15 protein-coding genes and 1 pseudogene are annotated in these 15052 nt (G+C 72.6%); 11 read left to right on the plus strand and 5 right to left on the minus strand.

The window, feature by feature from the left end; genetic code table 11:
- Nucleotide 1 precedes the first annotated feature (1 nt).
- The gene (gene paaE, locus MUB56_RS06840; RefSeq protein ID WP_244931157.1) at nucleotides 2–1042 is read left to right on the plus strand and encodes a 1,2-phenylacetyl-CoA epoxidase subunit PaaE; all 1041 of its coding nucleotides are present in this window, start codon (nucleotides 2–4) and stop codon (nucleotides 1040–1042) included.
- Nucleotides 1039–1650: a TetR/AcrR family transcriptional regulator gene (locus MUB56_RS06845; protein ID WP_244931158.1), complete on the plus strand. Its 612-nt coding sequence runs from the start codon at nucleotides 1039–1041 to the stop codon at nucleotides 1648–1650. The genes paaE and MUB56_RS06845 overlap by 4 nt, the downstream gene beginning before the upstream one ends.
- 836 nt (nucleotides 1651–2486) lie before the next feature.
- On the opposite strand, the gene MUB56_RS06850 is transcribed toward MUB56_RS06845, so the two are convergent.
- Nucleotides 2487–3026: a TetR family transcriptional regulator gene (locus MUB56_RS06850; protein WP_244931159.1), complete on the minus strand. Its 540-nt coding sequence runs from the start codon at nucleotides 3024–3026 to the stop codon at nucleotides 2487–2489.
- Between the two features lie 70 nt (nucleotides 3027–3096).
- On the opposite strand from MUB56_RS06850, the gene MUB56_RS06855 reads away from it, so the two are divergent.
- Together MUB56_RS06855 and MUB56_RS06860 are read left to right on the plus strand one after the other, a co-directional pair.
- On the plus strand, nucleotides 3097–4140 hold the full coding sequence (locus tag MUB56_RS06855; RefSeq protein WP_244931160.1) for an aldo/keto reductase: 1044 nt from the start codon (nucleotides 3097–3099) through the stop codon (nucleotides 4138–4140).
- A 15-nt stretch (nucleotides 4141–4155) separates the two neighbouring features.
- Nucleotides 4156–4512 (plus strand): VOC family protein, encoded by a 357-nt coding sequence (locus MUB56_RS06860; RefSeq protein WP_244931161.1) that lies wholly within the window; start codon nucleotides 4156–4158, stop codon nucleotides 4510–4512.
- A gap of 240 nt (nucleotides 4513–4752) precedes the next feature.
- Here MUB56_RS06860 and MUB56_RS06865 read toward each other — a convergent pair whose 3' ends face one another.
- Nucleotides 4753–5250, minus strand: a complete 498-nt coding sequence (locus MUB56_RS06865) for a MarR family winged helix-turn-helix transcriptional regulator (protein ID WP_244931162.1) — start codon at nucleotides 5248–5250, stop codon at nucleotides 4753–4755.
- Between the two features lie 83 nt (nucleotides 5251–5333).
- On the opposite strand from MUB56_RS06865, the gene MUB56_RS06870 reads away from it, so the two are divergent.
- Together MUB56_RS06870 and MUB56_RS06875 are read left to right on the plus strand one after the other, a co-directional pair.
- Nucleotides 5334–6281, plus strand: a complete 948-nt coding sequence (locus MUB56_RS06870) for an NADP-dependent oxidoreductase (RefSeq protein ID WP_244931163.1) — start codon at nucleotides 5334–5336, stop codon at nucleotides 6279–6281.
- 122 nt (nucleotides 6282–6403) lie between these two features.
- Nucleotides 6404–7284: pseudogene (locus tag MUB56_RS06875) on the plus strand (class III extradiol ring-cleavage dioxygenase).
- An 84-nt stretch (nucleotides 7285–7368) separates the two neighbouring features.
- Here the strand turns inward: MUB56_RS06875 and MUB56_RS06880 are convergent.
- A complete protein-coding gene (locus tag MUB56_RS06880) occupies nucleotides 7369–7905 on the minus strand; it encodes a VanZ family protein (RefSeq protein ID WP_244931164.1) in 537 nt (178 codons plus the stop codon).
- Between the two features lie 247 nt (nucleotides 7906–8152).
- Nucleotides 8153–9208 carry an NAD-dependent epimerase/dehydratase family protein gene (locus MUB56_RS06885; protein WP_244931165.1) on the minus strand — a complete coding sequence of 352 codons (1056 nt, stop codon included), beginning with the start codon at nucleotides 9206–9208 and terminating at the stop codon, nucleotides 8153–8155.
- A 78-nt stretch (nucleotides 9209–9286) separates the two neighbouring features.
- Between MUB56_RS06885 and MUB56_RS06890 the strand changes: the two genes are divergently transcribed.
- Both MUB56_RS06890 and MUB56_RS06895 read left to right on the plus strand, forming a co-directional pair.
- Nucleotides 9287–10198 (plus strand): alpha/beta fold hydrolase, encoded by a 912-nt coding sequence (locus tag MUB56_RS06890; RefSeq protein WP_244931166.1) that lies wholly within the window; start codon nucleotides 9287–9289, stop codon nucleotides 10196–10198.
- Nucleotides 10195–11625 (plus strand): NAD(P)/FAD-dependent oxidoreductase, encoded by a 1431-nt coding sequence (locus tag MUB56_RS06895; RefSeq protein ID WP_244931167.1) that lies wholly within the window; start codon nucleotides 10195–10197, stop codon nucleotides 11623–11625. The genes MUB56_RS06890 and MUB56_RS06895 overlap by 4 nt, the downstream gene beginning before the upstream one ends.
- Nucleotides 11626–11801: 176 nt before the next feature.
- Here MUB56_RS06895 and MUB56_RS06900 read toward each other — a convergent pair whose 3' ends face one another.
- The gene (locus tag MUB56_RS06900; protein ID WP_244931168.1) at nucleotides 11802–12449 is read right to left on the minus strand and encodes a PaaI family thioesterase; all 648 of its coding nucleotides are present in this window, start codon (nucleotides 12447–12449) and stop codon (nucleotides 11802–11804) included.
- 78 nt (nucleotides 12450–12527) lie between these two features.
- Between MUB56_RS06900 and MUB56_RS06905 the strand changes: the two genes are divergently transcribed.
- From MUB56_RS06905 to MUB56_RS06915, 3 genes are read left to right on the plus strand one after another with little or no spacing between them, the layout of a single operon-like run.
- Nucleotides 12528–13604 (plus strand): hypothetical protein, encoded by a 1077-nt coding sequence (locus MUB56_RS06905; RefSeq protein WP_244931169.1) that lies wholly within the window; start codon nucleotides 12528–12530, stop codon nucleotides 13602–13604.
- The gene (locus MUB56_RS06910; protein ID WP_244931170.1) at nucleotides 13601–14404 is read left to right on the plus strand and encodes a glucose 1-dehydrogenase; all 804 of its coding nucleotides are present in this window, start codon (nucleotides 13601–13603) and stop codon (nucleotides 14402–14404) included. The genes MUB56_RS06905 and MUB56_RS06910 overlap by 4 nt, the downstream gene beginning before the upstream one ends.
- A 55-nt stretch (nucleotides 14405–14459) precedes the next feature.
- Nucleotides 14460–15032, plus strand: a complete 573-nt coding sequence (locus MUB56_RS06915) for a TetR family transcriptional regulator (RefSeq protein WP_244931171.1) — start codon at nucleotides 14460–14462, stop codon at nucleotides 15030–15032.
- Nucleotides 15033–15052 lie beyond the last annotated feature (20 nt).

A 15052-nucleotide genomic window follows, 5' to 3' on the forward strand; every position in this document is an offset into this window, starting at 1 on the left:
CGTGTTCCACGCCCTGACGGTGGCGGCGGTCGAGCCCCTCACCGACGACGCGGTGGCCGTCACCTTCGAGGTGCCCGAGGACCTGGCCGAGCTGTTCGCCTTCGAGGCCGGCCAGTCGCTGACCCTGCGCCGGGTCGTGGACGGCGTCCAGCAGCGCCGGTCGTACTCCGTCTGCGCCCCCGTCGGCGCCGCCCTGAGGATCGGCGTACGTGAGATCCCCGACGGGCTGTTCTCGCGCTGGCTGGTGCACGAGGTGCAGCCGGGCGCGACCGTCGAGGTGCTGCCGCCGACCGGCCGGTGGCGGGTCGAGCCCGGCGGCCGGCACCTCTGCATCGGCGCCGGCTCCGGCATCACCCCGCTGCTGTCGATCGCGGCGACCGCGCTCGCCGGTGACGGCGGCGAGGTGACGCTGCTCTACGGCAACCGCACCAGCGGGTCGGTGATGTTCCTCGAGGAGCTCGCCGACCTCAAGGACCGGCACGGGCCGCGGCTCTCCGTCGTGCACGTGCTGAGCCGCGAGCCGCGCGACGTCGAGCTGTTCACGGGGCGGCTCGACGCCGAGCGGCTCCGGCGGCTGTTGACCACGGTCGCGCCCGTCGACGGGGTCGACCACATCTGGCTCTGCGGTCCGTACCCGATGCTCATCGAGGCCCGGGCGGTCCTCGCGGATCTCGGCGTTGCGCCGGAGAAGGTGCACGTCGAGCTCTTCCACGTCGACGAGCCGCCGCCGGAGGTGGTCCGGCCCGAGACCGTCGTGTCGGGGGAGACCAGCGAGGTGACGGCCCTGCTCGACGGCCGGGCCACCACCTCCGCGGTGGCCCGGGAGACGACCCTGCTCGACGGGCTGCAGGCCACCCGCGCCGACCTGCCGTTCGCCTGCAAGGGCGGGGTCTGCGGCACCTGCCGGGCGCTGGTGCGCGAGGGCGAGGTCGACCTGCGGCGCAACTACGCCCTGGAGCCCGCCGAGGTCGCCGCCGGCTACGTGCTGACCTGCCAGAGCACGCCCGTCAGCGACCGTGTCGTGGTGGACTTCGACGCATGACCTCCTCCGGGACGACCGCCCGGGCCCGTCGGGGTCGGCCCGGCCACGACCAGGCCGCGGTGCTGAGCACCGCCATCGACCTCTTCATCCGCCAGGGGTACGACGCCACCAGCATGGCCGACCTCGCCGCCGCCCTCGGCCTGTCCAAGTCCAGCCTCTACCACCACGTCCCGAGCAAGGAGCGGCTGCTCGAGCTCGCCCTCGACGAGGCGCTCGGTGAGCTCACCGAGGTCGTCGACGCGGCCACGGCCGACGGGGCGGCCGGGTCGCCGTACGAGCGGCTGCGGCAGGTGGTCGAGGACGGCGTACGCCTGCTCGTGGCGCACCAGCCCGCCGTCACCCTGCTGCTGCGCGTGCACGGCAACACCGAGGTCGAGCGGGCCGCGCTGGAGCGTCGGCGCTGGGTCGACGACCGGCTCGCGGGGCTGGTCCGGGCCGCCGCCGAGGAGGGCGCGCTACGCGGCGACCTCGACCCCGGGGTGGTCTCACGGCTGCTCTTCGGCATGGTCAACTCGCTGGTCGAGTGGTACGACGCCGACGGTCCGGTCGACGTCGATTCCCTCGCGCGGACGGTGGTCGCCGCCGGGTTGGACGGGCTGCGCGCGTAGGCGGCGAGACTGTGGAGAGTCGATCGCGATCGAACCTGCGTTCGATCATACTGGTGTGGTCATCCCTGAGCTCTCGGAGGCTCGCATGGACCATCCGATCCTCGTCGCCACCCAGGAGCTGGACCACGCGTTGAAGTCGGTGGCCGACGTGAATCCGGCGTTCATGACCACCGCCGACAAGGCCGCCGTGCTGGTCGAGCTGGCGGCCGTGGAGGCGCGGGTCGCCGAGCTCCGGCTCCGGATCGCCGCCGACGCTTCCGAGGTCGCCGAGGAGTCCGGTGCCCGCGACATCGGGGTCTTGGCCGCCGCCGCGACTCGGCGCCGCCGTGCCGACTGTGCGGCCGATCTCCACCCTCGTCATCATCATGAGCCTGGACTCGCTCCGCGCCGACCTCGGCACCGCGACCCTCGGCAACCCCGCTCCCGGCGACTCCCACGACCGCATCACCGCCGAGGAGGCACGCCGCCTGGCCTGCACCGCCCATTCACCCGCGTCCAACGCCGCGCCCTCGCCCTCCGCGACCAGGAATGCCGCGCCGAGGGTGCCAGATCGCGGCACCGTGGTGCGAAGCGCATCATCGAGATCCCTGGTCGTCGGGCGGACACACCGATCTGGCCGACGGGATGCTCCTCTGCTCCCACCACCACCATCGAGCCCACGACCCGGGCTGCACCACCGACCGCCTGCCCGACGGCGGCGTCCGGTTCCATCGACGGACGTAGGTCGGCGGTGGGTGTCATTGGCGGGGAAAGGCGCGGCTCAGTTGCGGACGACTAGGGGTAGATCGGGTGTTTGGAAGCGCTGGAACACGAGGAGTTGCGTGCGGCGGGTCGACTCACTGCTCCAGGATCGCCATGAGGGCCGTGGTGAAAGGTGAGGGGTCGAGGTCGCCTCGAACGGCGAGCTGTTGGCTGTAGCCAACACAGACCGCGACGAAGGCCTCAGCAATCCTCGCGGCATCAGCGTCGGTTCGATCTGCGAGCAGGTTGGCGACGGCGGACCGCAGGCCGGCGAGCTGCTGCTCGACGATGACCGCGAGCGGCGGCGAGAGTGCGGCCTCGGCGTAGATCTGGGCGACCAGCCGGGCGTGGTCGTGCTCGCGGGCCCTGGTCCGGATCCGTTCCAGCATGCCCTGGACGGACTCGAAGGTCAGCTCGGTCGGGAACACCTCACCGGACGACTGCTCGCAGATGGCGGTGACGATCTCGTCCTTGCTCGAGAAGTAGCGGTAGATCGCCCCGGTCGAGAGCCCGGACGCGGTCACCAGGTCGGCCATGGAAGTCCGGGCGAAGCCGTGGCCGGCGAAGCGGGCCCGGGCCGCGTCCACGATCTGCTGCCGCCGGGCGTCCAGGTGCGCCTGCGTGACCTTCGGCATGAAATAGAACGACCCTTCGTTTTAGATGTACCTTCGTGACTCTACCGTCACGAACAGCCAGGAGCTCCCCATGCGCTACCAGACCTTCGGAGCACGTACCGGCCTCCGGGTCTCCGAGTACGTCCTCGGCACCGCCAACTTCGGCTCCGCAGACACCAGCGCCGGACTGGAGGGATCCCGCCAGATCTTCGAGGCGTACGTCGAGGCCGGCGGCACCACGTTCGACGTCTCGAACGTCTACCAGGGCGGCGAGGCCGAGACCGTCCTCGGCGGACTGCTCGGCCAGCAGCGCGACGACTTCGTGGTCATCACCAAGTACAGCGGGACCCGGGACGCCCAGCCCCGGCCGGGCACGACCGGCAACAGCCGCAAGACCATGGTCAGGTCCCTGGAGCAGAGCCTGCGCCGACTCGGCACCGACTACGTCGACGTCTTCATGCCCCACTTCCCCGACGGCACCACCCCCGTCGCGGAGATCCTGGCCGGCTTCGACGACCTGATCCGCGCCGGCAAGATCCTGCACGGCGGACTGTCGAACTTCCCGGCCTGGCGCGTGGCGAGCGCCGCCACCCGGGCCGACCTGCGCGGCCTCGCACCGCTGGTCGGCATCCAGACCGAGTACAGCCTGGCCGAGCGGTCCGCCGAGCGGGAGCTGCTGCCGATGGCCCAGGCTCACGGCCTGGGGGCCGTTCTCTACTCGCCACTCGCCGGGGGCCTGCTGACCGGCAAGTACCGCCACGGCGAGCCGGGCCGGCTCGGCGCACGCGGAACGGACGTCGAGGTCAACACCCAACGAACCGCGGTGCTCGACGCCGTACTGGCCGTCGCCGACGACCTCGGGGCCGGGCCGGTCCAGGTATCCCTGGCCTGGCTGCGCCGCCGCGCCTCCCTGGCGTCCACCTCGATGATCCCGATCGTCGGACCCCGGACCCCGGCGCACCTCGAGGCCTACCTCCGGGCCCTCGACCTCGAGCTCGGCGAGGAGCACTACCAGCGCCTCGACCAGGTCAGCGCGGTCCGCCTCGGAGCCCCGCACGAAGACGTGGCCGACGCTCGCGACCACGGCTTCGACGGCGACCGCAGCCTGCTCGACACCCACGCCCTCGCCATCTGAGACACCAGGAGAACCATGCCCGTCGCCCGTATCGCCTCGATCAACCTCGAGTGCTCCGACCCCGCTGTCCTGGCCGCCTTCTGGGCCTCGGTCCTGGGTGGCGAAGTCATGGTCGAGACACCCGACTTCTGCGCTGTCCAGGTCGACTCCCTCTACCTGGGCGCCGTCCGCGTCGAGGACTACCGGCCGCCCACCTGGCCGTCCGCCGAACGGTCGCAGCAGCTCCACCTCGACCTATCGGTCGCGGACCTCGACGCTGCCGAGGACGAGGCGCTGCGGCTCGGCGCGACCAAGGAGATCGAGCAGCCGAGCCCGGACCGGTCCCGGGTTCTCCGCGATCCAGCGGGCCACCCGTTCTGCCTGCGGGCATAGCCCGAGATCCAGGTAGCCGGGCGGGTCATCGGCTGCAGAACTCTTCGGCCCGCGCCGACAGGCGGCGGAACGGGGCACCTTCGGCGAGTCCACCTGGCATACCGGGCATTGGAGCTATGGCGTCGCGACGATGCCTGTGGTGGCCAGGTTCACCCGGGGGCGGGCGCGGGTGATGGAGGGGCTACTGGGGCGACCTCCGACCCGGGTCGTTGCCCTTCGCCTGCCAGGCGGGGCGCGGGCTCAGTTCGTTGCCCCGTGGACGAACGGCTGGTCAGGGTTGATGCGGCGAGCGACGGCGGCCCCGATCCTGCCGAGGGCAACCAGGTCTGCCGGTTCCAGGACGTCGATGTAGTAGTCGCGTACGGCGGCCAGGTGATCGGGGGCGGCCTCGACCACCTTGGCGTAGCCGGCGTCGGTCAGCGTGACGTTTGTGCGCCGGCCGGTGCCCGGAACGCGCGCGCGGCACGCCAGGCCCTGCTTCTCGAACCGCGTCACCACGTGTGACAGGCGCGAGAGGGACGAGGACACGCCGGCGGCGATCTCGCTCATCTGCATCGTGCGGTCGGCCCGCTCCGACAGCGCGGCCAGGACCATGTACTCGAAGAACGACAGGCCGGCCTGCCGCTGCAGTCGCGAGTCCAGGGCCGCGGGCAGCGAAATCATGATGGCGGCCGTGGCCAGCCAGGCCGCCCGCTCGTCGTCGCTGAGCCAGCGCGGGGTCGATGGGGGCCGGGTCATGGGAGGAGTCTACTTGTTGACGGATCAAGTTATGCTAAGTTGAAGCATCAACAAGTGATCCATCCACCCATCAGGAGAAACTCATGCGCGCAGTGCACATCACCGGCCCGGGCGAACAGCTCCAGCTCGCGGACCTGCCCATCCCGACACCGTCCGCGGACGAGGTGCTGCTGCGTGTCCACGCCGCCTCGCTGAACCCCTTGGACAACCACATCGCCGCGGGCTGGCTGGAGGGGATGTTCGAGCACCGCTACCCCCTGGTGCTCGGGCGGGACGCCTCGGGCGTCGTGGAGGCGGTCGGCGAGCGGGTCACGGGCGTGCAGGTCGGCGACGAGGTCATCGCCCACATCCTGTTCGAGCCGCCGTTCCAGGCCGGGACCCTCGCCGAGTACGCCCTGGTGCCGGGCCGGACGGTCACGCCGAAGCCCGCCGACCTGGACCACGTCACGGCTGCCGCACTGCCCCTGGCGGGCGGAGCGGCCCGGATGCTCGTCGACGCCGTCAACCCCGTGGCCGGCCAGGTCGTGCTGATCAACGGAGCCTCCGGCGGCGTCGGCCGGTACGCGGTCCAGCTCCTCAGCCAGCAGGGCGTCACGGTGCTGGCCACCGGCACCAGCGCCGACGCAGAGCGCCTCCGCGAGATCGGGGCCGACCTGGTCATCGACTTCACCCTCGGGGCGGTGGCCAAGCGGGTCCTGGAGGTCTACCCGCAGGGTGTCGACGCGCTCATCAACCTCACCGGCTACACGCTGGAGGAGGTGCCGGTCGGAGCCGTGCGCAGCGGCGGCGTCGTGCGCACGACCACGCAGATGCCGACCGACGAGAACATCGTCGAGCTGGGCCTCACCGGCGGCGGGATCATCGCCTCCCCGACCCGCGACGTCATCGAGCCGCTCGCCCTGGGCGCAGCCAGCGGCGAGCTGATGGTCGACGTGCACAGGGTCCTGACCCTGGACGAGGCGATCGAGGGCCTCGCCGAGATCGCCGACGGCCGGGCCCGGGGCAAGCTCGTCGTGGACCTCTCCCGCTGACGTCGGGACCGGCCACGCCGGGCGCGCACGCCCGGGGTGGACCAGCCGGCCCTGGCGCGGCCGGTACGACGTACGCGCGCAATGCCCGCGAGGCAGCGGTGCCCAACGGAAGGAACGGTTCGATGATCGCCGACAACAAGCACGCCCAGACCGCCAGGCCGAGCGGGCCGGCCGCGGCGTACGACGACCACCTGGCCCGCAACGTGCCCCGGGCTCTGGCCCGACGCAGGTGGACGCCGAGCGACGGACCCCTGCCCAGCCTGTTCGTCAGCCACGGCGCGCCCTTCACGCTCGACGACCCGCAATGGATCGGCGACCTTTTCGCGTGGGCGCAGGCGCTGCCCCAGCCGAGAGCGATCGTCGTGGTCTCGGCGCACTGGGAGAACGCCCCGGCGGCGATCTCCGGCTCGGCGGCGGGTACGCCGCTCTTCTACGACTTCAGCGGCTTCCATCCCCGCTACAAGACGTTGACCTACGCAACCCCCGATGCCACGCACCTCGCGCAACGCCTCAAGGGCCTCCTGGAGCCGAGCACGACCGTCCACGAGTTCGCAGACCGTGGACTCGACCACGGTGCCTTCATCCCCCTGATGGCGATGTACCCCGCCGCCGACGTACCCGTCGTCCAGCTGTCGATGCCCAGCCTCCGCGCGAACGACCTGCTGGCCTTGGGGAGCGGCTCCGAACGCTGCGTGACGAGGGCGTCCTCGTGATCGGCTCGGGGTTCATGACACACAGCTTCGCCGTCATCCGACAACCGCATCTCGCAGCACATACCCGGGCCTTCGATGACTGGGTCGTTGACGCGCTGGCTCGAGCCGACGTCGACGCGCTCACCGACTACCGCCACAAGGCGCCGGGTGTTGCGGTCGCCCACCCGACTGCGGATCACTACGTGCCCCTCCTCCTGACGCTCGGAGCTGCCTCCGACCCAGCCAGCGCAGTAAGCACGATCGATCGCATGATCTGGGGAAACTCGATCCGGTCGCTCCAGGTGACTTGACCCGGACCAACCTGCCGACGCCGCATCGGCACTGGTCGGCCGTGCGCATGCCGAGTCCTGAACGAGGCGTCGTAGACCTCTGTGTCACGCCCACCGGAACCGGTCGATGAGGCGCGCAGCATGCGGCACCGGAGTCAGCGCGGAAAGCAGACCGCAGCCGAGCGCAGCGCCGACGACGTTGAACACGAAATCGTTGATGTCTGCGATGTGGCCGCCGCCCAGAAGGTGCGCTGTGACGTACTGGCTCAGTTCGATGCCCAAGCTGAACATCGCAGCGGCTGCTAGCACGCGCCACCACGTCCACCTGGGCAGAGCCAAGGCCAGGAGCACCCCGAGCGGGACGAAGACGCAGATGTTCATCACTGCGTCCGCGACCTCGTAGCCCACGAGCGGCGTGACGTCGATGTACGCGTGCCACGGCGCGCTCCTGGAGGGCTTGTCCAGGTAGATCGGGAACAGCGTGTTGGCGAGGATCCCGGCCACGTACACGCACAGTGCGAGGGCCACTGCGACGCGTGGGAACGAGAGCAGGCCGCGCCGTTGCATGTGCCACACGAAGAACGCCATCACCGCCACAGCGAGCGGGACCACCACCGGAAGCACCGGGACTTCGGCAAACAACGCAACTACTCCCACTCTCGAACGGTCACGCCGACGTGACGGACACGGACGATATTCTCCTCGCGCCCTGCGCACCCCGCCCCGTTCTCAGGTACCGACCGACGGCTCGTGAGTATGAGATGCGGTCGCGCCGTCGGCGCGCCGGATCCTGCCGCCCACGCACCAGCGGTTCGTCGGCTCGAGAAGCTCAGGAGCGACGCGAAGGGCGCGTCATGGTGGAGCCGGAACGAGGCATGACGCCTGACGCCTACGACTCTCGGCGCCGACCGACCGGCCCGCTGCGCAGCGCGTCGCGCAGCGCACCCGGGACGGTGCGCGGCCGCAGCACCGGCGTGGGGGCGGACGCGCCGGTGCGCATGCCGTCGACGACCTCGGCGAACGTCTCCACCGCGGTCCGGGTCGGCGTCCAGCCCAGCTCGGTCCGGGCCCGACCGCTGTCGAGCAGGGGCAGCGCGAAGGCCAGGTCCAGCCAGCCGGCGTCGACCTGCTGCAGCCGCAGGTGCCACGCGGCCGCCATCGCCGGGCGCAGCACCGACGAGGGCACGTGCACGAGCCGGGCGCCGAAGGCCGCCGCGATGGCGGCGGCGGTCAGCGGGTCCGGTGCGGCCAGGTTGAAGGCGCCGCCCGGGCGCCGGTCCAGCACCCGCGCGAACGCGTCGGCGACGTCGTCGGCGTGTACGACGGGGATCCGCAGCCGACGGTCCAGCGGCAGCACCGGGAGCATGCCCAGCACCCGGGACGGGACCGCCGCGGGCACGCCGTACCGGAGCAGGGCGCTCCCGGCGGAGCGCTGGCCGATGATCCCCGGACGCATCCGGGTGATGGTGGTGGTGCCGCCCTCGGCCGCGTCGAGCAGCCGCTCGGCCGCCACCTTGTGCCGGCTGTACGGCGAGGTCCGCACGCCGTGGGTCGGCCACGACTCGTCGACCGGGGTGTCGTCCGCGCGCGGTGAGTACACGCCGAGCGAGGACTGGTGCACCAGGTGCGGGACGCCGGCGGCCACGGCCGCCCGCAGCACCCGGCCGGTGCCCTCGACCCCGAGCCGCTCGAGATGGCGCTCGTCGTGGGACGGCTGGAACCCCCAGGCCAGGTGGACGACCGCGTCGGCGCCGGCGAACGCCTCGCCGAGTCGAGCGGGGGCGTCGTCGGCGGTGAGGTCGACGGACCGCCACGACAGCTGCGGGCCGTCGTTCTCGGCCGGTACTCGACGGGCCAGCCCGACGAGGTCGTGCCCGTCGGCGGTGAGACGCCGCACGAGCGCCGTACCGACGTTGCCGGTGGCCCCGGTGATCACGATGCGCATGCGTCCCGGTGCCCCGTGCGTGAGGACGTACGCGCGGATTCGCGACCCGTGACGCCTTCGGGGGTGGAGCATGGCCCCATGACCGATCCGTACGCGCAGCTTCCGCCCGAGCGGCTGACCCTCGACCTGCCCTCGGTCCGCCTGGAGGCGCTCGCCTGGGGCCCGGCGGACGGCCGGCTCGTGGTGGCGCTGCACGGCTTCCCCGACACCGCGCACAGCTGGCGCCATCTCGGTTCGTACCTGGCCGCCCGCGGCTGCCGGGTGGTCGCCCCGTTCACGCGCGGCTACGCGCCGAGCGGGCTGCCGACGGACGGCTGCTTCCACGTCGCGGCGCTGATGGCCGACGCGGCCGGGGTGCACGAGGTGCTCGGCGGCGGGGACGACGCCGTGCTGGTCGGACACGACTGGGGCGCCATCACGGCGCACGCGCTCGGCGCGCACGAGCGGTCGCCGTACTCCCTGATCGTCGCGCTCGCGGTCCCGCCGCTGCGGACGATGGACAAGCGCAGCCCGGGGCTGCTCGGGCGGCAGGCGCGCCACAGCTGGTACGTCGGCTTCAACCAGCTGCCGCTGCTGCCCGAGCGCAACCTGCCGCGCCTGGTCCGCAAGCTGTGGCGGGACTGGTCGCCCGGGTACGACGCGACGGAGGATCTGCCGCACGTGCTGGCGGCGCTGGAGAGTCCGGAGCACCGCTCCGCGGCGCTGGGCTACTACCGGGCGATCCGCGCGCCCGGGCGGGTGCCGGCGTCGTACGCCGACTGGAAGCGCACCTGGGACGGCACGCCCACGGTGCCCACCCTCTACCTGCACGGCGCCGACGACGGCTGCCTCGAGCCGGGCTTCGCGGACGGGCTGGCCGCCAGGCTGCCCGCCGGCAGCCGGTGCGCGGTCGTCGAGGACGCCGGGCACTTCCTGCAGGTCGAGCAGCCCGCGGTGGTCAACCGTCTCGTCGCCGAGTTCATCACCGGGGCAGGCATGATCGAGCCATGACGCTCCTCGACGCGGTGGTCGTCGGCTCCGGACCCAACGGGCTCGCCGCCGCCGTCGCGCTCGCCCAGCAGGGCCACTCCGTGCAGGTGCTCGAGGGGTACGACGAGATCGGCGGCGGCACCCGCACCGCGGAGCTGACCGAGCCGGGGCTGCTGCACGACGTCTGCAGTGCGATCCACCCGTTCGCGCTGGCGTCGCCGTACCTCTCCTCGCTCCCGCTCGCCGACCACGGCCTGGTCTGGCGGCACCCCGAGATCGACCTCGCGCACCCGCTCGACGACGGGTCCGCCGGCGTGCTGAAGCGGGCCATGTCGGAGACCGCGATCGGGCTGGGGGAGGACGGGCGGCGGTGGCTGCAGACCTTCCAGCCGCTCGCGGACCACCTCGGGGAGCTCGCGGAGGACGTGCTGGGCCCGATGGTGCGCTGGCCCGACCACCCGCTGCTGATGGCGTCCTTCGGGCTGCGGGCGGGGCTGCCGGCGACCGTGCTGGCGCGCCGGTTCCGCACCGAGCAGGCGCGGGCGCTCTTCCTGGGGTGCGCCGCCCACATGTATCGCCCGCTCGGCGGGCTCGGCACCGCCGCGGTCGGCTCGATGCTGATCGCCGCCGGGCACGCGCACGGCTGGCCGGTCGCCGAGGGCGGCTCGCGCGCGATCACCGACGCGCTGGCCTCGCTGCTGCGCTCGCTCGGCGGCACCGTCTCGACCGGGGTCACCGTGCGGTCGCTGGCCGATCTCCCACCCGCCCGGACCACCCTCTTCGACACCACCCCCGACGCGTTCGCCCGGATCGCCGGCGACCGGCTGCCCGCCCGGCGGGCCCGCGCCTACCGCCGCTGGCGCTACGGCCCCGGCGCGTACAAGCTCGACCTCGCCGTCCGCGGCGGCATCCCCTGGACCAACGAGTCCTGCCGCCGGGCCGGCACCGTGCATCTCGGCGGCAGCGGCGCCGAGATCGCAGCGGCGGAGGCGTCCGTGGTGCGGGGCCGGATGCCGGACCGGCCCTACGTGCTGGTGGGCCAGCAGTACCTCGCCGACCCCACCCGCTCCGCCGGCGACCTGCACCCGGTCTGGCTCTACGCCCACGTCCCGCACGGGTACGACGGCGACGCCACCGACGCCGTCCTCGACCAGGTGGAGCGGTTCGCGCCGGGCTTCCGCGACACCATCGTCGCCACCCACGTCACCACGCCCGCCGGCTACGCGTCGTACAACCCCAACTACGTGGGCGGCGACATCGCCGGCGGCGCCAACGACCTGCGCCAGCTGATCCTGCGCCCCTCGCTCCAGGCCGACCCGTACGACGCCGGCATCCCTGGCATGTTCCTCTGCTCCTCCGCCACGCCCCCCGGCGCCGGCGTACACGGCATGTGCGGCTACCGCGCCGCCCAGCGCGCTCTCCGGTGGTTGAGCCCCACCGGTGGTTGAGCAGCGAGCGCCAGCGAGCGTGTCGAAACCCCTGCACCCGAGCGCCGACCCCGGGTGCGGGGGAGCGGCAGGTTCATCACGGTATGCAGACCAGTTCGCACCTCCCACGGTGGGTACGCCGTGGGATCTGCCGGCTCACCTGCATACCGTGATGAACCTGCGGCTCCTGGGACGGCTCAGTCGCGCGCCCAGCGCGGGATCACGAAGACCCCATCGGCCTCGACGGTGACCCCGTCGGCGGCGGACAGCTCGGCGTGCACGAAGACCTTGCTGCCCTCCTCGCCGGAGATCCAGCCGGCGAGCGAGACCGGGCCGAGCGGGGTGGGGCGGTGGTGGGCGATCCGGAGGGTGCCGGTCATGGTCAGCCGGCGGCGGTCGGCGGCGGTGACGCCCATCAGGTGGTCGAGGAGCTTGACGGCCGCGCCGGGGTGCAGGACGCCGGGCTCGTCCTGGTGAGCGGGACCGAGCACGACCTCCGCCGTCACCCGGCCGTCCTCGTCCGGGCCCACGACCTCCAGCGGCGGGGCGGTGGCGTTGCGCGGGCCGATCACCGCGTTGCCCCAGCTCCAGGTGCGTCCGTGGCCGTTGTGCCGGACGCCGAGCGGACCCTCGCTCTGCCGCACGCGCAGGGCGGCGGTCACCGAGTCGACCGCGGCGCGGGCCTCCTCCAGCAACTCCTCGGTGGCGGCCGTCGAGAGCGTCACGTCGACCAGGTCGCGTACGGCGCCCGCGAGCCCGGCGTACACCTCCTCGAGCCGGTCGACCTCCGCGGTGGGCAGGTCCTCGAGCGGGAAGTACGCGACGTGGTGGGCCGAGCTGCTCATGGGCCCACCCTGCCAGAAGAAAGATGACAGTCACTTCGATCTTGACAGTGACTTGCACGCCTGGCTCACTGCTCCAGCATGACCATCAAGGTGATCCAGTGGGCGACCGGCGGCGTCGGCGTCGCCGCCATTCAGGGCGTGCTCGCGCACCCCGATCTCGAGCTCGTCGGGTGCTGGGTGCACAGCGACGGCAAGCACGGGAAGGACGTCGGCGAGCTGATCGGCGGTGAGCACGTCGGCGTGGCCGCGACGACGAGTGCGGACGAGATCCTCGCGACCGACGCCGACTGCGTCGTCTACTCGCCGCTCGTCCCGAACGACGACGAGGTGATCGCGCTGCTGCGCTCGGGCAAGAACGTCGTCACCCCCGTCGGCTGGATCTACCCCAACCCGGCGCGGGTCGTCGGCATCGAGGCGGCCTGTCGCGAGGGCGGTACGACGCTGCACGGCACCGGCATCCACCCGGGCGGCATCACCGAGCGGTTCCCGCTGATGGTCTCCTCGCTCTCGCAGCGGATCACCCACGTGCGGGCCGAGGAGTTCTCCGACATCCGCACCTACAACGCCCCCGACGTCGTCCGGCACGTGATGGGCTTCGGCGGCACCCCGCAGGAGGCGTACGACAGCCCGATGGCCGGGCTGCTCTCCGGCGGGTTCAAGGCGTCGGTGCGGATGGTGGTCGACGAGCTGGGCTTCGCGGTCGACCCCGGCATCCGCACCGTCCAGGAGGTGGCGGTCGCGGCCAAGCCGATCGACACCCCGATCGGCGTCATCGAGCCCGGCCAGGTCGCGGCCCGGCGGTTCCGCTGGGAGGCGCTCGTGGACGGCGAGCCCGTGGTCAGCGCGGTGGTCAACTGGCTGATGGGGGAGGAGGACCTCGACCCCGGCTGGAGCTTCGGCGAGGAGGGGGAGCGCTTCGAGGTCGAGGTGACCGGCGACCCGACGGTGCTGCTCACCTTCCAGGGCCTGCAGCCCGAGTCGGTCGCCGCGGGCCTGGTCCGCAACCCCGGCGTGGTCTCGACGGCGAACCATTGCGTCAGCTCGATCCCGTACGTCGTCGCCGCCGGGCCCGGCATCAAGACCTACCTCCACCTGCCGCTGATCGCCGGCCGGGCCGCTCCCCACCTGGGTCACGAGCGGGCGGGCGTCCGATGATCCTCGACCTGTTCCGCCTCGACGGCAGGATCGCCCTCGTCACCGGCGCCGGCCAGGGCATCGGTCGCGGGATCGCGATCGGGCTCGCCGAGGCCGGCGCCGACGTCGTGCTCGCGGCCCGGACCCGCAGCGATCTCGACGAGGTGGCGGCGCAGATCGAGTCGATCGGCCGGAGGGCGCTCGTCGTCGAGACCGACGTCATGGTGACCGAGCAGCTCGACCGGCTGGTCGCCGCGACGCTGGCCGGCTTCGGCCGGCTCGACGTACTCGTCAACAACGCCGGCGGCACCGGCCCGCGCCCGGCGCTGGAGACCAGCGAGCGGATGTTCGAGAAGGCGCTGCGGTTCAACGTCACCTCGCCGTTCCTGCTCTCGCAGCGGGCGGCCCGCGCGATGGTCGACACCGCCGGCGGGGGCAGCATCGTCAACATCTCCTCGCGCTCCTCCGACATGGTGGAGACCGCGTTCGTCGCGTACGGCGCCGCCAAGGCGGCCCTCAACATGATGACCCGCAACCTCGCCGCCGAGCTCGCGCCGCGGGTGCGGGTCAACGCGCTGAGCGTCGGCGGCGTGGCCACCAAGGGCCTGGACGTCGTCCTCACCGACGACGCCCTGCGGGCCGAGTTCGTCGCCGGGACGCCGATGGGCCGGCCGGGCGAGCCGCAGGACATCGCCTGCGCCGCGCTCTACCTCGCCTCGCCCGCGGCCTCCTGGGTGACCGGCAAGGTGCTGCAGGTCGACGGCGGGGTCGAGGCACCCGCGATCTCCGTACCCGTCCCGCCCCTCGAGCCCGCCACCTGATGGACTCGTCCCCATGAGCGGTCAGGCATGAGCGGCCAGACGTGAGCGGCCAGGCATGAGTGGACTGCGCGAGCGGCAGCGCGCCGAGCTCCGCGCCCACGTCGACCGGGTGGCTCTGGAGCTCTTCGCCGAGCGCGGCTTCGACGACGTCTCCGTCGACGAGATCGCGGCCGCGGCGGGCATCTCGCTCTCGACGCTGTTCCGGCACGTGCGCAGCAAGGACCAGCTGCTGGTCGGCACGCTCCGCGTCGGCCGGGCCGAGATCGTGGACACCTTCGCCGCCCGGCCCGCCGACGAGCCGGTGCCGGTCGCGCTCGCGGCGGCGATCCTGCGACGTACCGAGCAGTTCGCCGACGAGACCGAGATCATCGCGCTCTGGCGCCGGGCGATGGCCGCCGCTCCCGCCCGGGTACGCCGAGCCTCGCTGCTCGACGACGACGAGCGCGCCCGGCTGGTCGGGCTGGTCGCCGAGCGGCTCGGGCTCGACGCCGAGACCGACCTGGAGCCGGGGCTGCGGGTGCGGATCGCGCTCGCCGCGGCCGAGCACGCCTACGAGCACTGGCTCACCCGCGAGACCGGGCGCACCCTCCACGACCTGACCCGCGAGGCGCTGTCGGTCGTCTCGTAGCCGGTGTGTGAAGGTGTCCG

It is taken from the genome of Nocardioides sp. W7 (assembly GCF_022919075.1).
Lineage (GTDB): Bacteria > Actinomycetota > Actinomycetes > Propionibacteriales > Nocardioidaceae > Nocardioides.

Excerpts from the sequence above, each read along its gene's own strand:
- MUB56_RS06845 (WP_244931158.1), top strand. The coding sequence starts at position 1,039 with ATGACCTCCTCCGGGACGACCGCCCGGGCCCGTCGGGGTCGGCCCGGC.
- MUB56_RS06850 (WP_244931159.1), bottom strand. The coding sequence starts at position 3,026 with ATGCCGAAGGTCACGCAGGCGCACCTGGACGCCCGGCGGCAGCAGATC.
- MUB56_RS06855 (WP_244931160.1), top strand. The coding sequence starts at position 3,097 with ATGCGCTACCAGACCTTCGGAGCACGTACCGGCCTCCGGGTCTCCGAG.
- MUB56_RS06860 (WP_244931161.1), top strand. The coding sequence starts at position 4,156 with ATGCCCGTCGCCCGTATCGCCTCGATCAACCTCGAGTGCTCCGACCCC.
- MUB56_RS06865 (WP_244931162.1), bottom strand. The coding sequence starts at position 5,250 with ATGACCCGGCCCCCATCGACCCCGCGCTGGCTCAGCGACGACGAGCGG.
- MUB56_RS06870 (WP_244931163.1), top strand. The coding sequence starts at position 5,334 with ATGCGCGCAGTGCACATCACCGGCCCGGGCGAACAGCTCCAGCTCGCG.
- MUB56_RS06885 (WP_244931165.1), bottom strand. The coding sequence starts at position 9,208 with ATGCGCATCGTGATCACCGGGGCCACCGGCAACGTCGGTACGGCGCTC.
- MUB56_RS06890 (WP_244931166.1), top strand. The coding sequence starts at position 9,287 with ATGACCGATCCGTACGCGCAGCTTCCGCCCGAGCGGCTGACCCTCGAC.
- MUB56_RS06895 (WP_244931167.1), top strand. The coding sequence starts at position 10,195 with ATGACGCTCCTCGACGCGGTGGTCGTCGGCTCCGGACCCAACGGGCTC.
- MUB56_RS06900 (WP_244931168.1), bottom strand. The coding sequence starts at position 12,449 with ATGAGCAGCTCGGCCCACCACGTCGCGTACTTCCCGCTCGAGGACCTG.
- MUB56_RS06905 (WP_244931169.1), top strand. The coding sequence starts at position 12,528 with ATGACCATCAAGGTGATCCAGTGGGCGACCGGCGGCGTCGGCGTCGCC.
- MUB56_RS06910 (WP_244931170.1), top strand. The coding sequence starts at position 13,601 with ATGATCCTCGACCTGTTCCGCCTCGACGGCAGGATCGCCCTCGTCACC.
- MUB56_RS06915 (WP_244931171.1), top strand. The coding sequence starts at position 14,460 with ATGAGTGGACTGCGCGAGCGGCAGCGCGCCGAGCTCCGCGCCCACGTC.